Origin of the sequence: Qipengyuania flavescens, assembly GCF_029688735.1 — a bacterium.
Lineage (GTDB): Bacteria > Pseudomonadota > Alphaproteobacteria > Sphingomonadales > Sphingomonadaceae > Qipengyuania.
On record NZ_JARULD010000002.1, the window covers coordinates 825,427 to 847,353 of the forward strand.

General features: G+C 62.7%; 21 protein-coding genes. 10 read left to right on the plus strand and 11 right to left on the minus strand.

The window, feature by feature from the left end:
- Positions 1–75 precede the first annotated feature (75 nt).
- Genes P8R33_RS09275 through P8R33_RS09285 form a run of 3 tightly spaced genes read left to right on the plus strand, consistent with a single transcriptional unit; the run spans position 76 to position 2,504 of the window.
- The gene (locus P8R33_RS09275; RefSeq protein WP_278328690.1) at positions 76–1,257 is read left to right on the plus strand and encodes a vWA domain-containing protein; all 1,182 of its coding nucleotides are present in this window, start codon (positions 76–78) and stop codon (positions 1,255–1,257) included.
- A gap of 6 nt (positions 1,258–1,263) precedes the next feature.
- Entirely contained in the window at positions 1,264–2,097 is an 834-nt protein-coding gene (locus tag P8R33_RS09280) for a DUF817 domain-containing protein (protein ID WP_278328691.1), read from the plus strand.
- 20 nt (positions 2,098–2,117) lie between these two features.
- Positions 2,118–2,504, plus strand: a complete 387-nt coding sequence (locus P8R33_RS09285) for a hypothetical protein (RefSeq protein WP_278328692.1) — start codon at positions 2,118–2,120, stop codon at positions 2,502–2,504.
- On the opposite strand, the gene P8R33_RS09290 is transcribed toward P8R33_RS09285, so the two are convergent.
- Together P8R33_RS09290 and P8R33_RS09295 are read right to left on the minus strand one after the other, a co-directional pair.
- A complete protein-coding gene (locus tag P8R33_RS09290; protein WP_278328693.1) occupies positions 2,501–3,793 on the minus strand; it encodes a spinster family MFS transporter in 1,293 nt (430 codons plus the stop codon). The two genes, P8R33_RS09285 and P8R33_RS09290, sit on opposite strands and share 4 nt — an antisense overlap.
- Before the next feature lie 118 nt (positions 3,794–3,911).
- Positions 3,912–4,601 carry an aspartyl/asparaginyl beta-hydroxylase domain-containing protein gene (locus P8R33_RS09295; RefSeq protein WP_278328694.1) on the minus strand — a complete coding sequence of 230 codons (690 nt, stop codon included), beginning with the start codon at positions 4,599–4,601 and terminating at the stop codon, positions 3,912–3,914.
- Between the two features lie 75 nt (positions 4,602–4,676).
- Here P8R33_RS09295 and P8R33_RS09300 point away from each other — a divergent pair, with 75 nt between their 5' ends.
- A complete protein-coding gene (locus P8R33_RS09300; protein WP_278328695.1) occupies positions 4,677–4,880 on the plus strand; it encodes a hypothetical protein in 204 nt (67 codons plus the stop codon).
- Here P8R33_RS09300 and P8R33_RS09305 read toward each other — a convergent pair.
- Positions 4,871–6,073, minus strand: coding sequence for an exo-beta-N-acetylmuramidase NamZ family protein (locus tag P8R33_RS09305; RefSeq protein ID WP_278328696.1), 1,203 nt, complete (start codon positions 6,071–6,073; stop codon positions 4,871–4,873). The genes P8R33_RS09300 and P8R33_RS09305 overlap by 10 nt on opposite strands.
- Positions 6,070–6,612, minus strand: a complete 543-nt coding sequence (locus P8R33_RS09310; protein ID WP_278328697.1) for a DOMON-like domain-containing protein — start codon at positions 6,610–6,612, stop codon at positions 6,070–6,072. The genes P8R33_RS09305 and P8R33_RS09310 overlap by 4 nt, the downstream gene beginning before the upstream one ends.
- Before the next feature lie 32 nt (positions 6,613–6,644).
- On the opposite strand from P8R33_RS09310, the gene tyrS reads away from it, so the two are divergent.
- The 5 genes from tyrS to P8R33_RS09335 all read left to right on the plus strand — a co-directional run bounded on the left by tyrS (position 6,645) and on the right by P8R33_RS09335 (position 11,333).
- The gene (gene tyrS, locus P8R33_RS09315; protein WP_278328698.1) at positions 6,645–7,874 is read left to right on the plus strand and encodes a tyrosine--tRNA ligase; all 1,230 of its coding nucleotides are present in this window, start codon (positions 6,645–6,647) and stop codon (positions 7,872–7,874) included.
- A 111-nt stretch (positions 7,875–7,985) separates the two neighbouring features.
- Positions 7,986–8,324, plus strand: coding sequence for a PilZ domain-containing protein (locus P8R33_RS09320; RefSeq protein WP_278328699.1), 339 nt, complete (start codon positions 7,986–7,988; stop codon positions 8,322–8,324).
- A gap of 74 nt (positions 8,325–8,398) precedes the next feature.
- Positions 8,399–9,712 (plus strand): MFS transporter, encoded by a 1,314-nt coding sequence (locus P8R33_RS09325; RefSeq protein WP_278328700.1) that lies wholly within the window; start codon positions 8,399–8,401, stop codon positions 9,710–9,712.
- Positions 9,709–10,626, plus strand: a complete 918-nt coding sequence (cysK, locus tag P8R33_RS09330; RefSeq protein WP_278328701.1) for a cysteine synthase A — start codon at positions 9,709–9,711, stop codon at positions 10,624–10,626. Before P8R33_RS09325 ends, cysK begins: the two co-directional genes overlap by 4 nt.
- Complete coding sequence (locus tag P8R33_RS09335; protein WP_278328702.1) at positions 10,623–11,333, plus strand: dienelactone hydrolase family protein; 711 nt, start codon at positions 10,623–10,625, stop codon at positions 11,331–11,333. Before cysK ends, P8R33_RS09335 begins: the two co-directional genes overlap by 4 nt.
- 79 nt (positions 11,334–11,412) lie before the next feature.
- Here the strand turns inward: P8R33_RS09335 and P8R33_RS09340 are convergent, their stop codons facing one another.
- The 4 genes from P8R33_RS09340 to P8R33_RS09355 all read right to left on the minus strand — a co-directional run bounded on the left by P8R33_RS09340 (position 11,413) and on the right by P8R33_RS09355 (position 15,288).
- The gene (locus P8R33_RS09340; RefSeq protein ID WP_278328703.1) at positions 11,413–13,218 is read right to left on the minus strand and encodes an acyl-CoA dehydrogenase C-terminal domain-containing protein; all 1,806 of its coding nucleotides are present in this window, start codon (positions 13,216–13,218) and stop codon (positions 11,413–11,415) included.
- A gap of 45 nt (positions 13,219–13,263) precedes the next feature.
- The gene (locus P8R33_RS09345) at positions 13,264–13,722 is read right to left on the minus strand and encodes a MerR family transcriptional regulator (protein ID WP_278328704.1); all 459 of its coding nucleotides are present in this window, start codon (positions 13,720–13,722) and stop codon (positions 13,264–13,266) included.
- 31 nt (positions 13,723–13,753) lie between these two features.
- Complete coding sequence (gene hisI, locus P8R33_RS09350; protein ID WP_278328705.1) at positions 13,754–14,125, minus strand: phosphoribosyl-AMP cyclohydrolase; 372 nt, start codon at positions 14,123–14,125, stop codon at positions 13,754–13,756.
- 350 nt (positions 14,126–14,475) lie between these two features.
- Entirely contained in the window at positions 14,476–15,288 is an 813-nt protein-coding gene (locus tag P8R33_RS09355; protein WP_347569045.1) for a double zinc ribbon domain-containing protein, read from the minus strand.
- Positions 15,289–15,303: 15 nt separating this feature from the next.
- Here P8R33_RS09355 and P8R33_RS09360 point away from each other — a divergent pair, with 15 nt between their 5' ends.
- Positions 15,304–16,062, plus strand: a complete 759-nt coding sequence (locus P8R33_RS09360; protein WP_278328706.1) for a class I SAM-dependent methyltransferase — start codon at positions 15,304–15,306, stop codon at positions 16,060–16,062.
- Here the strand turns inward: P8R33_RS09360 and ppdK are convergent.
- Genes ppdK through P8R33_RS09375 form a run of 3 tightly spaced genes read right to left on the minus strand, consistent with a single transcriptional unit; the run spans position 16,059 to position 21,853 of the window.
- Entirely contained in the window at positions 16,059–18,734 is a 2,676-nt protein-coding gene (gene ppdK / locus P8R33_RS09365; protein ID WP_278328707.1) for a pyruvate, phosphate dikinase, read from the minus strand. The two genes, P8R33_RS09360 and ppdK, sit on opposite strands and share 4 nt — an antisense overlap.
- Before the next feature lie 60 nt (positions 18,735–18,794).
- Positions 18,795–20,957, minus strand: coding sequence for a glycine--tRNA ligase subunit beta (gene glyS / locus P8R33_RS09370; RefSeq protein ID WP_278328708.1), 2,163 nt, complete (start codon positions 20,955–20,957; stop codon positions 18,795–18,797).
- Positions 20,954–21,853 (minus strand): glycine--tRNA ligase subunit alpha, encoded by a 900-nt coding sequence (locus tag P8R33_RS09375; RefSeq protein WP_278328709.1) that lies wholly within the window; start codon positions 21,851–21,853, stop codon positions 20,954–20,956. The genes glyS and P8R33_RS09375 overlap by 4 nt, the downstream gene beginning before the upstream one ends.
- Between the last annotated feature and the right edge of the window lie 74 nt (positions 21,854–21,927).

Below are 21,927 nucleotides of genomic sequence, written 5' to 3' on the forward strand. Positions count from 1 at the left end.
ATGGTTATTGCCCGGTTAAGCAGCCTTCGCCGATTTTCGCTTCGCCATCGCGGTAGAGGGCGCTAAGCCCGTGTCATGTTTTTCAATTTCGTCGACGAGCTGCGCGCTGCCGGAATTTCGGCAAGCTTCAAGGAACACCTCACGCTGCTGGAAGCGCTCGACAAGGATGTGATCGAGCAGACGCCGGAGGCCTTCTACTACCTCTCCCGCGCGACCTTCGTGAAAGACGAAGGTCTGATCGATCGCTTCGACCAGGTCTTTGCCAAGGTATTCAAGGGCATCCTGTCCGACTACGGCCAGAACCCGGTCGATATCCCGGAGGACTGGCTGAAGGCCGTCGCCGAGAAGTTCCTCTCCGACGAGGAGATGGGAAAAATCAAGTCGCTGGGCGACTGGGACGAGATCATGGAGACGCTGAAGAAGCGGCTCGAGGAGCAGGAAAAGCGCCACCAGGGCGGCAACAAGTGGATCGGCACCGGCGGCACCAGCCCGTTCGGCAATTCGGGCTATAACCCCGAAGGCGTGCGCATCGGCGGCGAAAGCAAGCACAAGCGCGCGGTCAAGGTGTGGGACAAGCGCGAGTTCAAGAACCTCGACAACACCAAGGAACTGGGCACCCGCAACATAAAGATGGCGCTGCGCCGCCTGCGCCGCTTCGCGCGTGAGGGCGCGGCGGACCAGCTCGATATCGACGCGACCATCGACGGCACGGCCAAGCAGGGTTGGCTCGACATCCACATGCGGCCGGAGCGGCGCAATGCTGTGAAGCTGCTGCTGTTCCTCGATGTGGGTGGATCTATGGACCCCTTCATCAAGATTACCGAAGAGCTGTTCAGCGCTGCGACCAGCGAATTCAAGAACCTTGAGTTCTTCTATTTCCACAACTGCCTCTACGAAGGCGTGTGGAAGGACAATCGCCGCCGCTGGCAGGAGCGGACCAAGACCTGGGATATCCTCCACAAATACGGCCACGACTACAAGGTCGTTTTCGTTGGCGACGCAGCCATGAGCCCCTATGAGATCACCCATGCGGGCGGCAGCGTGGAGCATATGAACGAGGAAGCCGGCGCCACCTGGATGCAGCGGGTCACCAACACCTATCCCGCGACCGTCTGGCTCAATCCCGTGCCCGAAAAGCAGTGGGGATATTCACAGTCGACAAAGGTGATGAAGCACCTGGTAAACGACCGGATGTATCCACTGACGCTGGATGGCCTCGACGACGCGATGCGCGAATTGAGCCGCAAGCAGGGATAGGACGCCTTGCGGCACACCCGCTTCGAGGCGGTCCGCCACCGGCTCGAGCAGTTCGATCCGGGCACGGGCTGGCGGCTCTGGTTCTACGAGTTCCTGCTGTTCGGGTTCAAGCAGGCTTGGGCCTGCCTGTTCGGTGGACTGATGCTCGCGCTGCTACTGGCGACGCATCTATATTATCCCGAAGACGCGTCCTTGCCCCGATACGATTTCATCACCTTGGCAGCCGTTGCAATTCAGGCTGCGATGCTGGCCTTCCGGCTCGAGACTTGGTCCGAAGCCAAGGTCATACTGATCTTCCACATCGTCGGCACGGTGATGGAGCTGTTCAAGACGGCAGCGGGATCGTGGATCTACCCCGAACCGAGCGTGCTGCGGATTGGCGACGTCCCTCTATTCTCGGGCTTCATGTATGCGGCGGTCGGGAGCTATATCGCCCGCGTCTGGCGCATCTTCGACTTTCGCTATTCGCACTATCCCGCACGCTGGACGACCTGCGCACTGGCGGCGGCGATCTACGTGAACTTCTTCGCCCATCACTGGCTCCCGGACATCCGCTATTTGCTGTTCGGGGTCACGATGCTGCTGTTCTGGCGGACGAGAATCCACTTCCGCAACTGGCTGGAGCATCGCTGGATGCCGTTGCTGCTTGGATTTTTCCTGGTCGCATTATTCATCTGGGGTGCAGAGAACATCGGTACCTTCGCTCGCGCCTGGACCTACCCGGGGCAGGAGGACGGCTGGCAGCCGGTCAGCCTGGCCAAACTGGGAAGCTGGTTCTTGCTGATGCTGATTAGCTTCGTCCTCGTCAGCCTTGTGCACCCGGTGCGCGAGCCGGTATGAGAGCAACGAAGGAGAACACGATGCGCTATCTTGTGCTACCCGCCCTCGCCCTCGCAGGAGTCGCCATTGCTGCGGAGCCCGACGAGGAGCGCACGGCATCTGGCGGAACCGAGAGCGCGGCGGAAGCGACACCGTGCGATAGCAACGTGCCGGTTTTCAATCCCGAAGGCTGTCCCGAAAAGCCGATCGATGTGGATGAGTGCGAGCAGACCATCACGCAAGTTCGCGATGCAAATGGCCAGCCTTCGCTGCGGCGGGAGGGAGCCGTCCCGGAAGACGCCGAGATGATCGCGGCCGTCGACCACCAGATCGGTGGATGCAGTGTCATGGTCATGCACAACGACACATCGGATGTGCGCCCTGTTCCCGAACCCGACGATCGCGCCGAGCTGATCCCCGCCGGTTAGTCCTGCTTGTCCAACTCGTCGTTGAGGCGCAGGCTGCACCGCCAGAAGAAGAATGCCGGGATCAGGCCAAGGAAAGCCGCGCCGTAGAGCACGTAGCGGACGCTTTCCTCGCCGTATTCGGGGCGCAACCAGTCGGACAGCATGCCGAAGAATAGTGGCCCGAGGCCCAACCCGATCAGGTTTTGGAAGAACAGCAGCACGGCAGCGGCGATAGCCCGCGAGCGGAGAGGCACCAGTCCCTGCGCCGCAGAGTAAGTCGGGCCGTAATACAGCGAATTCAGCAATGTCGGCACGAACAGCAGGATCAGGCCCATCTGCCAAGTCTGCGCCTGATAGGCGAGAAACGCGATCGGCGCTGCAACGGCCATGCCTATGGCCGGTGCCGTGAGAACGTGGCGACGGTTCTGCGAACCGAAGCGGTCCGCAAGCCAGCCGCCGAGCACGGTCCCCGCGATGCCCGCGGCGCCGTTCACGACGCCGAACCAGAAGCCGACCTCACCCGGGGTCATGCCATGGGTCCGCTGGAAGAAGATCGTCGTCCAGGTGACCTTGCCATAGGCGAGAAACGCCGCCGCCGATCCGGCGCATAAAAGCAGGACGAAGGCGCGCGAACGCATGACCTTGCCCATCGCCTTGAAGAACGGGACCACGTCTTCGGTGCCCCTCTGGCGTAGAACCTCGAGGCTGTCCTTACGGCGCGGCTCCTTGAGGACGAACCACACAATCAGGGCGAGAACCACACCGGGAATTCCCACGAATAAAAACGCCCTGCGCCAACCCACCCAATCGGCGAGCACGCCGCCGATGAGCATGCCGAGCAGCGTTCCTATCGGGATCCCGAGCGCGTAGAACGCCAAAGCGGAGCTGCGTTTCTCCGGCGGCACAAGATCCGAAATCAGCGAATGTGCCGGCGGTGTGCAGCCGGCCTCGCCGACCCCGACGCCGATGCGGGCGAGAAGCAGTTGAATAAAGTTTTGCGCTACGCCGCACAGCGCGGTCATCGCCGACCACGTCGCCAGTGCCAATGCAATCAACCGCGGTCGATGTGTTGTCGGCCTGTCGGAATAGCGCGCAATCGGCAGGCCGAGGACGGTGTAGAACAGTGCAAATGCGAGGCCCGTCATCAAGCCGATCTGCGTATCGCTCAGACCAAGGTCCTGCGCGATCGGTTCGGCCAGGATGTTGACGATCTGCCGGTCGATGAAATTGAAGATGTAGACGATCAACAGAATCCAGAGGGTCGCGCGCACTGAACTCTGCGCTGCGCCGGTCGGTGCCGCTGTCGCCATGAAATTCTCTCCTGAAGCGCGGGTATGCCCGTCACTTTCGGTCAAGCAACCCTATCCATTGGCTTTCGTCAAGGGTTCTTCGACCGATCGAAAGTCGGGTTTGGTGCCCAGGGGTGGTTCAATACGAGTCCACCGCGTGGAAAAGCGCCGCGATTTGCGCCTGCTCGATTTCGTCGAGATCGGGATGCCAGATGTCGAAAATCAGGACCAAGCGGTCGGTCTGCGAGTGGTTCCAGGCTTCATGTTCGATCGTATCGTCGAAAACCATCAGCTTACCCTTCTCCCAAACTCGCGTGGACGAACCCACCCGAAGGGCCCCGTCACCCGGCACGACCAGTGGGAGGTGGCATATGAGACGCGGGTTCAGCATCCCGGTATGCGGGGGAATGTGCGCACCAGCCTTCAGGAGGGAGAACATAATCGTCGGTGCACGCTTGGGTATCCGGCACTGGGGAGCGATGTCGGTAATCGCACCAAACGTGTGCGGGCAAAGCTTCACCCGGTCCGCGATCGGCTTCTCCGAATCGATAAGATCGAAGGTGCTCCAATCGTCATTCTCGAGTAGACCGTGCGAATTGCCCTGTGGGCGGTCTTCGGTGCGCTTCATGTAAGCCGCGAAAGTTTCACCGCCATCCATGAGGGCTTTCGCTTCCGAGACGATCTGCTCGGTATACGCTTCGAGTTCTTCTACCCAGGACCAGCTAGCGGTATCGTAATATTCCGCATAGGGCAGATCGGGATAGAAATAGGTCGTCGGCATCCGGAGATATTGCTCGCCGGTGTTTTCGCGCTGGAATTGGCCGGTCATAATTGCGATGCTTTTGGCAAATCTCGGATGCCATTCCGATTGCGGGAAGCCCTGCCGTTCCAGCGATGCATGGAGATGGCGCACATAGCCCTGCTCGATGTCCTGCAAGCGCCGCAAGGCTCGCTGCGCCGTGGGCCGATCATAGGGTGCGCCTGCTTCGGCCTGTTTCAAGGCGGCAGTGTAGTAAGCGGAAGCGGCCCGATGATCGCCAGCGTCGAGGCGAGCATCGCCTTCAGCCACAAGACGGGCGAAATCCGGCGCGGCCTGGGTCATCCGTAGAGCAGGTGCGGCGCGATTGTCTGGCGCCATGCAGTTTCGTCTGCGTCCGCGAGGCTATCCAGGTCGCCGGGTTCGGCTTCGCTGTCATCCACCCATTCGCGCAAACTCGGCCCGCCGTTGATCACGTCGATCGCGAGTCGCTCGAGCTCGTACTCATAGGGAAAATCGCGCCACAGATCGTAGTCCGGATAGAGGTTGCGGATCGCCTTGAAGGCCAGCGCCTGAAGCCGCCACGGTCGGAACTCGTGATGATCGTAGAACGGGCCTTCCGCGTGGATCATCAGTGCATTGCAGAGCTTCCCGGCGTGCTTGTGGAACGTCGGCTCGAACCAGCACTCGCGCAGGGCGCAACCCCGAAGCCATGCGGGAGCAAGTCGCTCCATCTCTTTCACAACGCCGCCTGCATCGACATCGGGCGCGCCGAACAACACTTCGAGCGGCCGGGTCGTCCCGCGACCCTCGCTCAGTGTCGTTCCCTCCAGCATGACGGTACCGGCATAGGCCCGCGCCATGTTGACGCTGGCGGCATTCGGGCTCGGATTGATCCATACCCGGTCTTCCGGCCAGCCAAAGCCGGGCGCATGACCCGGCTTCCACCCAACCATCTCGATCACCTTGTAATCGAGATCGAGGTCGAAATGCGTTTTGAACCAGTGGCCCATCTCACCCATCGTCATGCCGTGGCGCATGGGCATGGGCGCCGCGCCGACGAAGCTTTCCTGACCCGGGACCAGCAAGGTGCCTTCCACCGGCCCGCCAGCGGGATTGGGGCGGTCGAGCACCCAGACCGATTTGCCCGCCTTCGCCGCCTCTTCCATCAGGTAAAGCAGCGTCGTCACGAAGGTGTAAATGCGGCAACCGAGATCCTGCAGGTCGAACAGGAACACGTCCGCCGTCGACATCATCTGCCCGGTCGGCCGGCGGACTTCGCCATAGAGGCTGAAGATCGGGATGTTGTGGCGGGGATCGGTCTCGTCCGCCGTCTCCACCATATTGTCCTGCTTGTCGCCCTTCAGTCCGTGCTGCGGTCCGAAAGCCGAGGTCACATTGACCCCGCGTTCGATCAGCGCGTCGAGCGAGTGGTGCAGTTGCGCGGTGACCGAAGCCGGATGCGCCACCAGCGATACGCGTTTGCCCTCGAGCGGGGCGCGCAGTTCGTCTTCGGTCAGAAGGCGGTCGATGCCGAATTTCATGGCGCGGTGGGTGCCGCAAGCTCGCCTGTGAAGCAAGCCGGTTCATGGAAATCCGGCATATCGCCCGAATGGCAGAGCGCCCAGTAGCTTTTCGTGCCGCCCTGCTCTTCTAGAACGCAAGTTATCGCGTAGTCGCAATCGACCGATGGCACAGCACTGGCGGGGATGGCCGCATCGAAGATGGCGAAGCTGCTGCCGGGCCGCATGGTGCAATCGGGCTCGCGGTCCATCGTCAGCTCTCGCATGCCCTTTCGTGGCGCGTCGAAGGCGTAAGCATTCCAGCGCTCCGACGGGGACAGGTTGTATTCGAGGTAAGAGTTGCCGCCCGTGGGCTTCACGAACATTTCGAAGCAAGTGGTCTGCCATAAGCCGTCGGCCCGGCCACGCCCCGCGAATTTAGACACGACCAGACCCTGCGCCCCCTTGATGCGCCAGCGGACGCGCAGCCAATTGGCATCGCGGCCGATGATCCGCGCCGTCACGGAGCTTACGCTCGCCGGAGGATAGGCCGGATGCGGCACCAGTTCATGCGTTTGCACAGGCGTCCTTACCTGCTAGCGCGCGCTCCATCATGAGCACCTTTTCCTCCGACCTCCTAAGCACGCTCGAAGAGCGCGGCTACATCCACCAGATAACCAATGGCGAGGCGCTGGACGCGCTAGCTGCCAAGGAAATCGTGCCGGGCTATATCGGCTTCGATGCCACCGCGCCATCGCTGCACGTGGGAAGCCTGGTGCAAATCATGATGCTGCGCCGGTTGCAGCAGGCCGGGCACAAGCCGATCGTCGTGATGGGCGGCGGCACGACCAAGGTGGGCGATCCCAGCGGCAAAGACGAAAGCCGCAAGATGCTGACCGATGCCGACATCGATGCGAACATCGCCGGCATCCGCAAGGTGTTCGAGCGCCTGCTGACTTTCGGTGACGGGCCGACCGACGCCGTGATGGTCAACAATGACGAGTGGTTGAGCGAACTCGGGTATATCGAGTTGCTGCGCGACGTCGGCCCGCACTTCACGGTCAATCGCATGCTGACCTTCGATTCGGTCAAGCTGCGGCTCGACCGCGAGCAACCTCTGACGTTCCTCGAATTCAATTACATGATCCTGCAGGCCTACGATTTCCGCGAGCTGGCGCAGCGTTATGGCTGTCGGTTGCAGATGGGCGGGAGCGACCAGTGGGGCAATATCGTCAACGGCATGGAGCTTGCCCGCCGCATGGACGGCAGCGAGCTGTTCGGCCTGACGACGCCGCTGCTCACCACCGCCGACGGATCGAAGATGGGGAAGACGGCAGCGGGTGCCGTGTGGCTTAACGAGGACCAGCTACCAAGCTACGATTTCTGGCAATTCTGGCGCAATGTCGATGACCGCGATGTCGGGCGCTTTCTGCGGCTGTTCACCGATCTTCCGCTGGGCAAAATCGCCAGACTGGAAGCGCTGGAGGGCGCGGAAATCAATCAGGCGAAGACGGTGCTGGCCAATGAGGTCACCGCACTGGTTCGCGGACGCGAGGCAGCCGACGCCGCGGCGCAGACGGCCAGCGACACGTTCGCGGGTGGCGGATCGGGCGAGGACTTGCCCACGCTTTCGGTCGGCAGCGACGGCATGCGGATCGGTGCTGCGCTCACCGCGCTCGGCTTTACGGCGTCCAATGGCGAGGCGAAGCGCAAGTTGGCGGAAGGCGCGGTCAAGCTGGATGGCGCAGTCGTCGACGATCCCGGGTTTCTGATAAACGTTGATGCTGATTCCGAAATCAAGCTCAGCCTCGGCAAGAAGAAGCACGCGATTTTGCGCCGTTGATTGCGGCGGCCGCCTCCGTGCGAGCGCCAATTCCTTCGTGCGGGTTTACCAAATATCAGCCTTTCCCGGTGCATGTCGTTTGCGATCAATTTTTCGGAGGGATCGCAATAGATGAGTGCCGGAGCACAATTGAGCGTAACCGACCAGCGGCGCATGGCGCGCCACCCGGTCGATCACCCCGTCATTGCCGAACATTTCGGCAAGGGTGATCTGCGCCTCCACATCGCCAATATCTCGGCAAACGGCTTCATGGTCGACAATGCCGACGGGCTCAGCCGCGGCGAGCGGGTCATCATCCGTCTGCCGGTGATCGGACGGATCGAATCCTACGTCATCTGGACTCGCGACAATCGCGCCGGGTTCCAGTTCGAGCGGATCATCCGGATGGACGATTTCCTCGCCCTGATCGACGAGCTTCAGCCGAACCCGCGCCTGCGCAAGCTGCGCTGACCGGCAAGATCTGATTCTGACACGCAAAGCAGGCGCGTCTTCCCATCGGGAGGCGCGCCTGCCATGCGTTCGGCGTGAGCCAAACCGACCAAGCAATAAGCCCCGATAGCTCGCCCTTCCGGATCGCGAATTTCCGCGCCTACTGGCTGTCGCGCCTCAGCATGACGCTGGCCCAATATGCGATGATGCTGATCATCGGGTGGCAGACTTACAATATAGCCCGCGATGCCGGGATGAGCGTGGCAGAGTCCTCCGGCCAGCTTGCGCTGATCGGCCTACTGCAATTTCTCCCGCTGTTCGTGCTGACACCCTTTTCGGGCTGGGCGGCCGATCATTTCGACCGGCGCAACATCGCGCGGCTGACGATGCTGGCTCAGTTGGGATGTGCAGCGGCGTTGGCTTTCCTGACGTGGCACGGAGACCTCTCGCTCGCTTGGCTCTATGGTGTCGCTATCGTGCTCGGTGTGGTGCGCGCCTTCAACGGCCCTGCCTTGTCGGCGCTGGCCCCGAACCTCGTGCCCAAGACGATCCTCCCGAATGCCATCGCCTTGTCGAGCATCGCGTGGCAGGTCGGCATGATCGTCGGCCCCGCGATTGGCGGCTATACCTATGCTATCCTCCCTGCCTTGCCCTACCTTGTGGCGGCCGGACTGTTCGCCGTGTCGATCACTGCGATTTCCTTCATCGGCGAGGTCCCGCAACCCCCGCGCGAGGCGAACAAGCGACCGATCCACCAGATGGTCGAGGGCCTGCGCTATGTCGTACGCAACAAAATGGTGTTCGGCGCGATCACGCTCGACCTGTTCGCAGTGTTTCTGGCCGGGGCGACTGCGCTGTTCCCGGTCTACGCGCGCGACATCCTAGAGGTCGGTGAGACCGGCCTTGCCCAGCTCGCCATGGCTCCCGCCGTCGGCGCTGCGCTCACCGCGCTGCTGTTCTCTTTCCGCCCGCTGAAGACCAATGTCGGGCCGAAGATGCTGTGGGCCGTCGCAATCTTCGGTGTGGCGACCATCGTTTTCGGCCTGTCGACCTATATGCCGCTCAGCCTTGCCATGTTGTTCATCGTTGGCGCGGCGGACATGTTCAGCGTCTACATCCGCCAGTCGCTGATCCAGCTGCACACCCCGGACGACAAGCGTGGCCGGGTATCTTCGGTCAGCCAGCTGACGATCAGCGCCTCCAACGAATTCGGCGATTTCTTTTCGGGGTCGCTCGCATTCGTGTTCGGCCCGGTGATCGCTGTAGTCGGCGGAGGCGCCGGTGCCATCGTCACGGTGGCGCTGTGGAGCAAGCTGTTCCCGGTTCTGCGGACAACCCGGACCTTTGACCCGCCTGAAGAATTGCTAGAACCGACACCGGAAGAAAAGCTCAAGGAGCAGATGCCATGAAAGCCGACTCCATTCTCGACACCATCGGGCGCACACCGCACGTCCGCCTCTCCCGCCTGTTCCCCGACCACGAGGTCTGGGTGAAGAGCGAGCGGAACAATCCCGGCGGTTCCATCAAGGACCGCATCGGCCTCGCCATGATCGAGGATGCCGAGAAGGCCGGCAAGCTCAAGCCGGGCGGCACCATCGTGGAGCCGACCAGCGGCAACACCGGTATCGGCCTGGCGATGACCGCCGCGGTCAAGGGCTACAAGCTGGTTCTCGTGATGCCCGAAAGCATGAGCATCGAGCGCCGCCGCTTGATGCTCGCCTATGGCGCAACCTTCGACCTCACGCCGAAGGAAAAGGGCATGAAGGGCGCGATCGAACGCGCGCAGGAGCTGGTCGCCGAAACCGACGGTGCCTGGATGCCGAGCCAATTCGACAACGAGAGTAACTGGAAAGTCCACGCCCGCACGACCGCACAGGAGATTCTGAAGGATTTCGCAGACAGTCCGATCGACGTGATGATCACCGGCGTCGGCACCGGCGGCCACCTCACTGGCTGTGCGGAAGTGCTCAAGGAGAAGTGGAGCGGTTTCAAGGCCTACGCCGTCGAGCCTGCCCAGTCCCCGGTTATCAGCGGAGGCCAGCCCGGCCCTCACCCGATCCAGGGCATCGGCGCGGGCTTCGTGCCCGACAATTTGCACACGCAATCGATTGACGGCTCTATCCAGGTCGATGCCGAGGCGGCCAAGGAGATGGCCCGGCAATGCGCTGCGAAGGAAGGTATGCTCGTCGGCATTTCGAGCGGCGCGACGCTTGCCGCGATCGCCAAGAAATTGCCGGACCTTCCCGCAGGAACCCGCGTGATGGGCTTCAATTACGATACCGGGGAGCGCTATCTTTCGGTGCCGGACTTCCTGCCCGAATGAGCGGGCTCAAGCGTATCGACTACAGTGATAACGGCACGCCGCTCGTCGCTCTGCACGGCAAACCTGCGGGACAAGCGCGGGCGGCGGTGGCGGTCTTCCCGACTTTCATGAACTCCACGCCCGGCGTTGAAGCCAAGGCTCGTGAGCTAATAAACGAAGGCTACGAAGTTCTGATCGGCGACTTCTACGGGCCCGAAGCACCCGCGGATCCCAACGAAGCCTTCGTGGCGCTCGAGAAACTGCGCGGCGATCCGCCCGCGATGCGTCAGCGGCTGCGCGCGACGCTCGATCTGTTAAGCGAGTTGGCACCGGACCTACCGCATCTGGCGATCGGGTTTTGCCTAGGCGGGATGGCCGTCCTCGAAATGGCCCGCGACGGGCAGGATCTGCTTGCGGTGGCGAGTTTCCATGGCCTGCTCGAAACGCGACTTCCGGCTCAGGACCGTCCGAGGGCGCGCATGCTCGTCTGCCATGGCGATCGGGACGAATTGGTGCCACGCTCGCATGTCATGGCGTTCTGGGAAGAGATGGACGAGGTCGGGGCCGATTGGCATTTTCAAAGCTATGCTAACGTCGGACATGGCTTCACCGCCAAGGTCGGCCTCGACGGCTCGCCCAATCCGGCCTTCGACGCCAGCGCCGATCGGCAGAGCTGGCAGGCGATGCTCGGTCTGTTCGATGAGGTACTCTCTAACCCGCGAACGTGACGCCCAAACATTCGGCAATTGGTGTTGCTAAAAAGGGGGCACCAAAGCGCCCCCTTTTCTACCAAAGACCGTCCGCGCCTCAGGCAGCGGTAGCGAAGGCGTCTTCGCCCAACGCCATCATGCTTTCCGAACCGCTTTCCAGCTTGCGACGAAGCGCACCGGCATCGGGTAGGAAACGGTCCATGTAATAGCGCGCACTGGCGAGCTTGGCTTCGTAAAACGCTGTGTCGTCGCTGCCACCGGCCAGAGCGGCCGCCGCAGTCTTCGCCATGCGAAGCCACATCCACCCGAGCGAAACGATGCCCATGATGTGCATGTAGTGATGCGCACCGGCGCCGAGGTGGTTGGGGTTCTTCATCGCGTTCTGCATGAACCACATCGTCGAAGCCTGCTGCTGGCCGAGCGCCTTCTCGAGCGCTTCGGCCATCGGGGCGAGCGTCTCGTCGTCCTTGGCCGCGGCGATATCTTCACCGACGACCTTGAAGAAGGCCTGGATCGCGGCGCCTCCTTTATGGGCGAGCTTGCGACCGCAAAGGTCCATCGCCTGCACGCCATTCGTGCCTTCGTAGATCTGCGCGATGCGGGCATCGCGCACGAACTGGCTCATGCCCCATTCCTCGATATAGCCGTGGCCGCCGAAGACCTGCTGCATGTTGGTCGCGACTTCATAGCCCTTGTCGGTGCCGTAACCCTTGATGACCGGCGTCAGCAGGCCGATCATCATATCGGCTTCCTCGCGCTCTTCCTCGGTCTGCGCCTTGTGCGTCAGGTCGACCTGCAGCGCTCCCCACAGGCACAGCATGCGCATGCCTTCGGTAAAGGTCTTTGCATCCATCAGCATACGGCGCACGTCGGGGTGGACGAAAATGGGGTCGGCCTGCGCATCGGGATCGGCCGGTCCGGTCAGCGCGCGGCCCTGACGACGGTCGAGCGCGTAGGCAACGGCGTTCTGGTAGGACACCTCGGCCTGGCTAAGGCCCTGGATGCCCACGCCGAGACGCGCGGCATTCATCATGATGAACATGGCGGCGAGGCCCTTGCTCTCTTCGCCGACGAGCCAGCCCTTGGCGCCGTCATAGTTGAGCACGCAGGTCGAGTTGGCGTGAATGCCCATCTTGTGCTCGATCGAACCGCACATCACGCCATTGCGCTCGCCCGGCGTACCATCCTCGTTGACGATGAACTTGGGCACCACGAACAGCGAAATGCCCTTGGTGCTGTCCGGGGCACCGGGAGTTTTGGCGAGGACAAGGTGAATGATGTTCTCGCTCATGTCGTGTTCGCCGGCCGAGATGAAGATCTTGGTGCCGGTGATGGCATAGCTGCCGTCGGACTGCGGCTCCGCCTTGGTGCGGATCATGCCGAGGTCGGTGCCGCAATGCGGCTCGGTCAGGTTCATGGTGCCGGTCCATTCGCCAGACACCATCTTCGGCAGGTACTTTTCCTTCTGTTCCTGCGAACCCTTGGCAATCAGGGCCGAGATCGCGCCATTGGTGAGGCCGGGATACATGCCAAAGGCCTGGTTTGCGCTGGAAATGAACTCTTCCAACGCGAAGCCGAGAACATGCGGCATGCCCTGTCCGCCGAATTCTTCGGGATGGGACAGCGTGCCCCACCCTGCTTCGTTGAAAAGGTCGAACGCTTCCTTGAAGCCCTTGGGCGTGGTGACGGAGCCGTCTTCGTTCCAGGTGCAGCCTTCTTGGTCGCCCGACTGGTTGAGCGGTGCGAGCACCTCGGCACAAAATTTCCCGCCTTCGTTGATTACAGCATCGGTCACGTCTGCGCTCGCCATCTCGAAACCGGGCAGATTGCCATAGCTGCCGAGGTCGAGGACTTCGTTCACGATAAAGCGCGTGTCGCGGGTCGGGGCGGAATAGATGGGCATCTGCGTGTCCTTGCTTGGAATGTAACTGGGTAATCGAAGCTAAGATCAGTCGAGGTCGAGCGACTCGATCTGGTCGATGAAATCGGTGAGTTCGTTGATCGAGCTGTCGATGTCGTCCCGCTGCTCCTTGAGCTTGGCAACGTGGGTCTTGCACTTTTCTACCGTGACGCGGCGCTGTTCGACCCGCCCGTCGCCGAGATCGTACAGATCGATCATCTCGCGGATTTCGGTGAGCGAGAAGCCGACGTTCTTGGCCCGCATGATCCAGGCGAGCCGTGCACGGTCGCGCTTCGAATAGATACGGGTCAGGCCGACGCGTGACGGCGCAATCAGGCCCTCATCCTCGTAAAAGCGCAGGGCGCGGGCGGTACAGCCGAACTCGCTGGTCAGATCCGAGATCGAGAACTGCTCACGGTCGAAGGCATCCGGGCGTTCGAGGTGCGCGCCGGCGTGACGGCGGTCGCCTTCGCTGCGCCGAGCATCTTTGGGAAGCGGCTGGTTCATGCCCCTTCCCTACTCAACGTTTACGTAAGCGTCAAGTCTTGACGGGTTGGAGAGTTCGACCTTGCACCACCCGGTAGAAGCAACTGCGAGCGCCTGTGTGACAGGTCGGCCCGGCGGGGCTGCAGTGGAGGACAAACGCATCCTGGTCGCAATCCACCTGGATCTCATCGACCTTCAGGATATTCCCAGACGTCTCGCCCTTCTTCCACAACGTGTCTCGGGACCGTGAGTAGAAATGCGCCTCGCCGCTTTCCAGCGTTGCTTCGAGGGCTTCGGCGTTCATGAAGGCGACCATCAGGATGTCCTTGGTTGCCGTGTCCACCACCACGGCGCTCAGCAGGCCGCGATCGTCGTATTTTGGATTGAGGGTGCGACTGGTTTCACGCTGATCGCTGTCGGACACGCGGCTGGACCTTTCCGGCTTGTAAAAATGCGACGGGCTTGTTGCACGATAACCACAAATGCGTTTCAAAATCGAGCAGCTTTCAAAATGCCTGTTCCATCGGGTGCGCGCATGGTGAACATTCTTCTCGTGGATCGCGACGATCCGCCAAACCGGAGCATCGGTGCCGTTAGAGCGCCAGGTTCATGGGGGTCCCGGATCCGCTGCCGCGTTGAGGGTTTTCGCGGCGCATCCGGAAACGATGAGGGATGGACCGAGGTGCCTGCTGGGGGGCAGCACCGCCGTCGAAAGACCGGTCCGGTAATATTCGTCACGTGGCGCCCGGGTTCGCAAGGACCCGGGCGTTTCGTTTAGGCGGCGCGCCTCGACAGGTCTTTCGCCTCTTCCAGGACCCGTGCAAAACAGACGATCCGAACGGTCCTGGCGCCGGCACGCTTCAAAACCTTCACGCAAGTCGAGGAGGTCGCCCCGCTCGTCAGAACGTCATCTACCAGCAGGACGTCTGCTCCATCGAGCTGCGGTTTCGCCTTGGGATTAAGTGCGATAGCTCCGGCGAGGACCTTCTTGCGCGCCTTCGCCCCCAGTCCACCGAGCGATTGCGTAGGCCTCGTCCGCACCAGCGCATCGACAACAAGCTTGCCATGCCCGAGCTTCTCTAGTTGGCGCCCGAGCAGCGCTGCCTGGTTATATCCCCTTTGCCAAAGGCGCTGACGATGAAGCGGCACCGGCACGATGATCCGACCCTGTCTAGCCTCGATTTCAGGGATGCGCGCGGCGATCATACTCGCCAACATCGGGGCGAGCGCTATCCGGCGCCCATGCTTTAGTGCGAGCATCAGTTTTCTCGCCGTCTCGCCGTATAGCGTTCCTGCCGAAATCCCGTCATGGACCGGGGGATCGGCGAGACACGGCGCGCAAATTGCCCCGTGTTGCGGGCCATTCTCGCCAAACGGGCGTTGGCAAAGGCGGCAGTTCGGCTCCGAGGGGATGACCAACTCATCCCAGCAGGCATGGCAAAGGCCGCCTTGCTCCCCCACGCTGTCGCCGCATGCCGGACACCGCGGCGGGTAGATGAAGTCCACCACCGGCGCGAGGCTTTCGGCGAGGAAGCGTCTTGTCGACATCGAAACGTGATGCCCGTCTTGCGCGCCTCCGGCAAGCACGGCAGGGCACCCGTCATGGCCAGCACGCCCCCGCCCCGCATCTTCTCGCGCCGCCGCCGCATCGCCGGATTGCGTCGTGCGCGGGTTCGCCAATCGCAGCGCGATGCCGCGCGCTATATGCTGCACGACATGGTCGAGGATGTGCTCGAGCGGCTCGAATTCATGCGCCTGTCCCCGGCACGCGCTTTGGTGATCGGTGACTGGACCGGCACGCTCGCGCTGTCGCTTCGGGGGCTCGGCGTCGAGGTCGAGGAGGCCGACGTCGCAACGCTGGACGAGGAGCAGCCCCTGCCCGGCGGTCCCTACGACCTCATAGTTTCACTAGCCTCGCTCGACCGCGTGAACGATCTGCCGGGCGCCCTCCTCCACCTTCGCGGCGCGCTGAATGAGGGCGGCATTCTGATCGCCAGCGTGGTCGGCGCCGGAAGCCTCGCCAATTTGCGGACCGCCATGATCGCCAGCGAACCGGACCGGCCGGCGGCGCGGATGCATCCGCTGATCGACAATGCCGCGGCCTCCGCCCTCCTGCAGCGCGCGCTGTTCCGGCGGCAGGTGGTCGATGGACGGTCGCTGAGCGTGTCCTACGGCAGCCTCGACCGGCTGGTCTCCGACCTGCGCGACCAGGGTCTCGGCAGTTCGCTTGCCAGTCCGGCACCGCCGCTGGGCAAGGCGGCGCTGGAGCGGGCGCGAGCAGCCTTCCTGCGCTCCGCCAATGCCAAGGGACGCGTCGTCGAAACTTTCGAGATCCTGACGCTAACCGGCTGGAAAGACTAGCGTAGGCTCGCCTGCGCTGCTGCGAGGCGCGCGATCGGCACGCGGTAGGGAGAGGCACTGACGTAGTCGAGCCCGGTCTTCTCGCAGAAAGCGATGCTGGCCGGATCGCCGCCGTGCTCGCCACAAATTCCGAGCTTTAGCCCATCCCGTGTAGCCCGCCCGCGTTCGCTCGCCAGTTCGACCAGCTGGCCGACACCGTCGATGTCGAGGCTGACAAAGGGATCGCGGGCGAAGATGCCCTTGTCGACATAGGTCGTCAGGAAACGCCCCGCATCGTCACGACTGACGCCGAGCGTAGTCTGCGTAAGGTCATTGGTACCGAAGCTGAAGAATTCGGCGGATTCGGCGATGTCGCCCGCCATCAGCGCGGCGCGCGGCAGTTCGATCATGGTGCCGACGAGGTATTCGACCGTACAGCCCGTATCTGCGAACACCTGCTGCGCGGCGCGGTCCACCACGTCCTTGAGCAGTTCCAGCTCGCGCCTGGTAGCGACTAGCGGGATCATCACCTCGGGCACCGGCGCCTCGCCGCTGGCCTTCGCTACCTCGCAGGCTGCTTCGAAGATCGCGCGGGCCTGCATCTCGTAGATTTCGGGATAGGTGATCCCGAGGCGGCACCCGCGATGGCCGAGCATCGGGTTGAACTCATGCAGCTCGTTCGCACGGCGGCGCAGCTTGTCGATGCCGACACCGGTCGCTTCGGCCAGCTCCTCGAACTCCGTATCTCCGTGCGGCAGGAACTCGTGGAGCGGCGGGTCGAGCAGGCGGATCGTGCAGGGGAGGCCGGCCATCACCTCGAAGATCTTGACGAAGTCCCCGCGCTGTTCGGGCAGCAGCTTGTCGAGCGCAGCGCGGCGGCCAGACTCGTTCTCGGCCAGGATCATCTCTCGCACGGCGCTGATCCGACCGGCATCGAAGAACATGTGCTCCGTCCGGCAGAGGCCGATGCCTTCCGCACCGAACTGGCGCGCCATCTTGCACTCGGTCTCGGTCTCGGCATTGGTTCGCACGCGCATGCGGCGGTGCTTGTCGGCCCATTCCATCAGCGTGCCGAAGTCGCCTGCAAGCTCCGGCTCGATGGTTGCCACTTCGCCGGCCATAACCTGGCCGTTGCCGCCGTCGATGGTGATGACATCACCTTCAGAAAGCTCGCGATTGCCGATAGTTAGCGTGCGCTCTTTCCCTTTTTCTTGGCGAGCGATCGCAACCTGCGATGCGCCCGAAACGCAAGGCCGCCCCATGCCGCGCGCGACCACGGCAGCGTGACTGGTCATCCCGCCGCGCGCCGTGAGGATCCCGGTCGCGGCATGCATCCCGTGAATGTCCTCCGGCGACGTTTCGACGCGCACGAGGATCACCTTCTCGCCGCGATTGGCCCACAGCTCCGCCGTGTCGGCGTCGAGCACGATCTTGCCGCTCGCCGCGCCGGGTGAGGCCGGTAGACCGGTGGTCAGAACATCGCGCGGCGCATCGGGATCGAGCGTCGGGTGAAGCAGCTGGTCGAGCGCCATGGGATCGACGCGCAGGATCGCGGTTTTTTCGTCGATCAGCCCCTCGCCAACCATGTCTACCGCCATCTTGAGCGCGGCCTTGGCGGTGCGCTTGCCGGTGCGGGTCTGGAGCAGCCACAGCTTGCCCTGCTGCACGGTGAACTCGATGTCCTGCATGTCCTTGTAATGCTTCTCGAGCAGTTCGAAGACATGGGCGAGTTCGCCGAAGGCGTCTGGCATGGCTTCTTCCATGCTCGGCTTGTCGGCTCCGGCGGCTTCGCGGCGCGCCTTGGTGAGGTACTGCGGCGTGCGGATGCCGGCGACCACATCCTCGCCCTGCGCGTTGACCAGCCACTCGCCATAATAGGCGCGCTCGCCGGTCGAGGGGTCGCGGGTGAAGGCCACGCCGGTTGCGCTGGTATCGCCCATATTGCCGAACACCATGGCCTGCACGTTGACGGCTGTGCCCATGTCGTGCGGGATGTCGTTGAGGCGGCGGTAGATTTTGGCCCGCTCGGTATCCCAGCTGTCGAACACCGCGCTGATCGCGCCCCACAGCTGCTCGATGGGGTCCTGCGGGAACGGCTTGCCAAGCTCCTGCTCGACGATGCTCTTGTACTCGGCGACGAGCGTCTTCCACTCGTCCGCGCTCAGCTCGGTATCGGCGTAATAGCCCGCGTCTTCCTTGGCGATTTCGAGCGCTTCCTCGAACAGGCCGTGATCGACGCCGAGCACGACGTCGCCATACATCTGGATGAAGCGGCGGTAGCTATCCCAGGCGAAGCGTTCGTCGCCACTGGTGTTCGCAAGGCCTTCGACCGTCTCGTCGTTGAGGCCTAGGTTGAGGACGGTGTCCATCATACCGGGCATCGAGACGGCCGCGCCGGAGCGGACCGAGACGAGCAGCGGGTCTGCGGCATCGCCGAAGCCCTTGCCGACGGTGCGCTCGACATGCTTCAGCGCCTCGGCGACGTCCTCGCGCAGCTTCGTCGAGAAATCGCTGCCACCCGCCAGATACTTCAGGCATTCCTCGGTTGCGATGGTGAAGCCGGGAGGCACCGGCAAACCGATACTGGCCATTTCGGCGAGGTTGGCACCCTTGCCGCCGGTGATCGTCTTGTCCTTCTGCCGTGCATTCGTATGCGGCGCATCGCCGCCGAAGGTGAAGACTGTTTCGTTCATATTACCGCCCGTCAAACTGAGACATGGACCGCATGTTACACAGTCCATTGGGGAAAATTTTCATCCCTCGATGCGAGAGAAATCCGCGACTTTGTGCACTGCAGCACGGAAGCGTGCAAGCAGGTCGAGACGATGTGCCCGCTTGTTTTCTTCGTCCGCATTTACCGTCACTTCTTCGAAGAAACGATCAATCGGACCGCGCAGGCTGGCCAGCGCAGCCATGGCCGCACCAAAGTCCTCCGCTGCAATGGCTTGCGAAGCGGCCGGTTCCGAAGTGTCGAGCGCATCCATTAGCGCCTTCTCGGCCGGTTCGGGCATGTAGGAAAGCTCCTTCGCGTGGCGCTCGGACATTTTCGCGTCGATCACTGCCTTCATGTCGGGATCGTCGACCAACGCCAGCGGGTCCTCCTCACCGGTTTTCGCGATTTCGCCCTCCGCGCCGTGCCAGTCTTCCTTCTTGAGGATATTGGCCGCGCGCTTGTAGCCGGCGAGCAGGTTGGCGCCGTCTTCGGTTTCCATGAAGGACTGGAGCGCCTGCGTGCGTTTCACCATGCGAACATTGTCGCCGCCTTCTTCCACGGCAACGACCGCATCGATCATGTCGTGCCGGATATTCGCCTCACGCTGCTGCACCTTAAGGCGTTCGATCAGGAACGAGGCGATCTCTCGGCCAGCGTTCGAAGATTTACCAGCATGAGCCGCATTTGTGATGAGGTCGAACATTGATGCGCGAAGGTCGTTTTCAATGAGCAGCCACAGGATACCGAGCGCCGCGCGACGCAGAGCGAAGGGGTCCTTCGAGCCCGTAGGCTTTTCGTCTATCTGGAAGAATCCCACCAACGTATCCAGCTTGTCCGCCAGGCTCACCGCCACCGTCACCGGTGCGGTGGGAACATCGTCGCCCTGCCCGACCGGCTTGTAGTGGTCGCGGATCGCGTCGGCGACTTCATCGGGCAGGCCCTCAGCGCGGGCGTAGTAGCCACCCATCAGACCCTGCAGTTCGGGAAACTCGCCGACCATTTCGGTGACGAGATCGGCCTTGGCGAGCCGCGCGGCCTGTTCGGCCATGTCCGGGTCAGCATCCTTGACGATACCTTCCTCGACCAGCCAGCGGGCCAGCTTGGCCACACGCTCGACCTTGTCGGCGACGGTGCCCAGCTTCTCGTGGAAGGTAATCCGCTCCAGCCCCTTAGCGTGCTCGGCGAGGGTGTTCTTGCGGTCGACGTTCCAGAAGAAGCGCGCGTCGGACAGGCGCGCGGCCAGGACCTTGCGGTTGCCGTCGACCACGCGCGCGCCGCCGTCTTCCGCCTCGATATTGGCGGTACAGATGAAGGCGTTGGCGAGATTGCCCGTCTCGTCCTCGCAGACAAAATACTTCTGGTTCACGCGCGCAGTGAGCTGGATCGTCTCGGGCGGGACTTCGAGGAAATCCTCCTCGAACCGGCCCAGCAGCGGGACGGGCCATTCGGTGAGGCCGGCGTTCTCGATCACCAGCCCCTCGTCCTCGACCAGCTTGAGGCCGGCTTCGCTCGCAACCTTGGCAGCGCCCGAGCGGATCAGGTCCTGGCGCTCTTCATGATCGACGATAACGTGACCGGCGCGCAGCTTCATCGCATAGTCGTCGGCATTGCCGATCGTGATGTCGCCCGAGTGGTGGAAGCGGTGGCCCAGCGTGACTGCGCCCGAGGTGACGCCGTGCACCTCGCATTCGACGACCTCGTCACCCAGCAGAGCGACGATGCCCGCCAGCGGGCGGACCCAGCGCAGGCTCTCGGTGCTGATCGAGGCAGCGCCCCAGCGCATCGACTTGGGCCAACTGAAATCGCGGACGATCGCAGGGATCGCGTCGGACAGGAGATTAGATGTCTTGCGCCCTGGAATGATCTTCACGGCGAAGTAGGTCTCGCGCCCCTTCACCTCGCGGACTTCGAGATCGCCTTTTTCGACACCCGCCTTACGGCAGAACCCTTCCAGCGCCTGATCGGGCGCGCCGACCGGAGGGCCTTTCAGCTCTTCGCTAACCGCCTCGGTAGCTTCCGGCAGCCCGCGCGCGATCAGAGCGAGCCGTCGCGGGGTCGACCAGACGGTGATCTCGCCAACCGTGACGCCAGCGGCATCCATCTCGCGGCGGAACAGCTTTTCGAGTTCGGTGCGCGCGGCGGCCTGCATGCGGGCAGGGATTTCTTCGCTACGCAGTTCGAGGAGGAAGTCGGAACCGCTCATTTCGACCACTCCGGATACTTCTCAGCCCAGGCTGGCGCTTCTTTGGCCATGTGCGCCTCGCAGCTGCCACGAGCCAAGTCGCGCACCCGGCCCATGTAGCTGGCGCGTTCCTGCACGCTGATCACGCCGCGCGCCTGCAACAGGTTGAAGATGTGACTGGCCTCGACCGCCTGCTCATACGCGGCGATCGGCACCTCATTGGCGAGCGCGTTCCTGCACTCGGCCTCGGCCTTGTTGAACAGGTCGAACAGCGCATCGGTCTCGGCGACCTCGAAGTTCCATTTCGACATCTGCTTCTCGTTCTCGAGGAAGACGTCCCCATAGGTGACGCCTTGCCCGTTGAAATCGAGATCGTAGACGTTGTCGACGCCCTGGATGTACATCGCGAGGCGTTCGAGCCCGTAGGTCAGCTCGCCCGCGACCGGTTTGCAGTCGAAGCCGCCCATCTGCTGGAAATAGGTGAACTGGGTGACCTCCATCCCGTCGCACCAGACTTCCCAGCCAAGGCCCCATGCGCCCAGCGTCGGGCTTTCCCAGTCGTCCTCCACGAAGCGGATATCGTGCTTCAGCGGATCGATGCCGATGACGCGCAGGCTTTCGAGATAGAGGTCCTGGATGTCGGGCGGACTCGGCTTCAGGATCACCTGGTACTGGTAATAATGCTGCAGCCGGTTCGGGTTCTCGCCATAGCGCCCGTCGGTGGGCCGACGGCATGGCTGCACGAAGGCCGCATTCCAGGGCTCGGGCCCGAGCGCGCGCAGGGTGGTCGCAGTGTGGAAGGTCCCAGCTCCCATGCGCATGTCGTAGGGCTGGAGGATCAGGCAGCCATGCGCGCTCCAGAAATCGTGCAGCGCGAGGATCATGTCCTGGAAGGATTTACGCGGGTTTCGGTCCATGGAGCGGCGCAATGGCGCAAGGGCGAAAACGCGTCAATGGCGCAAGGCCCGCACCCGGCAAAAGACAAGTCAAC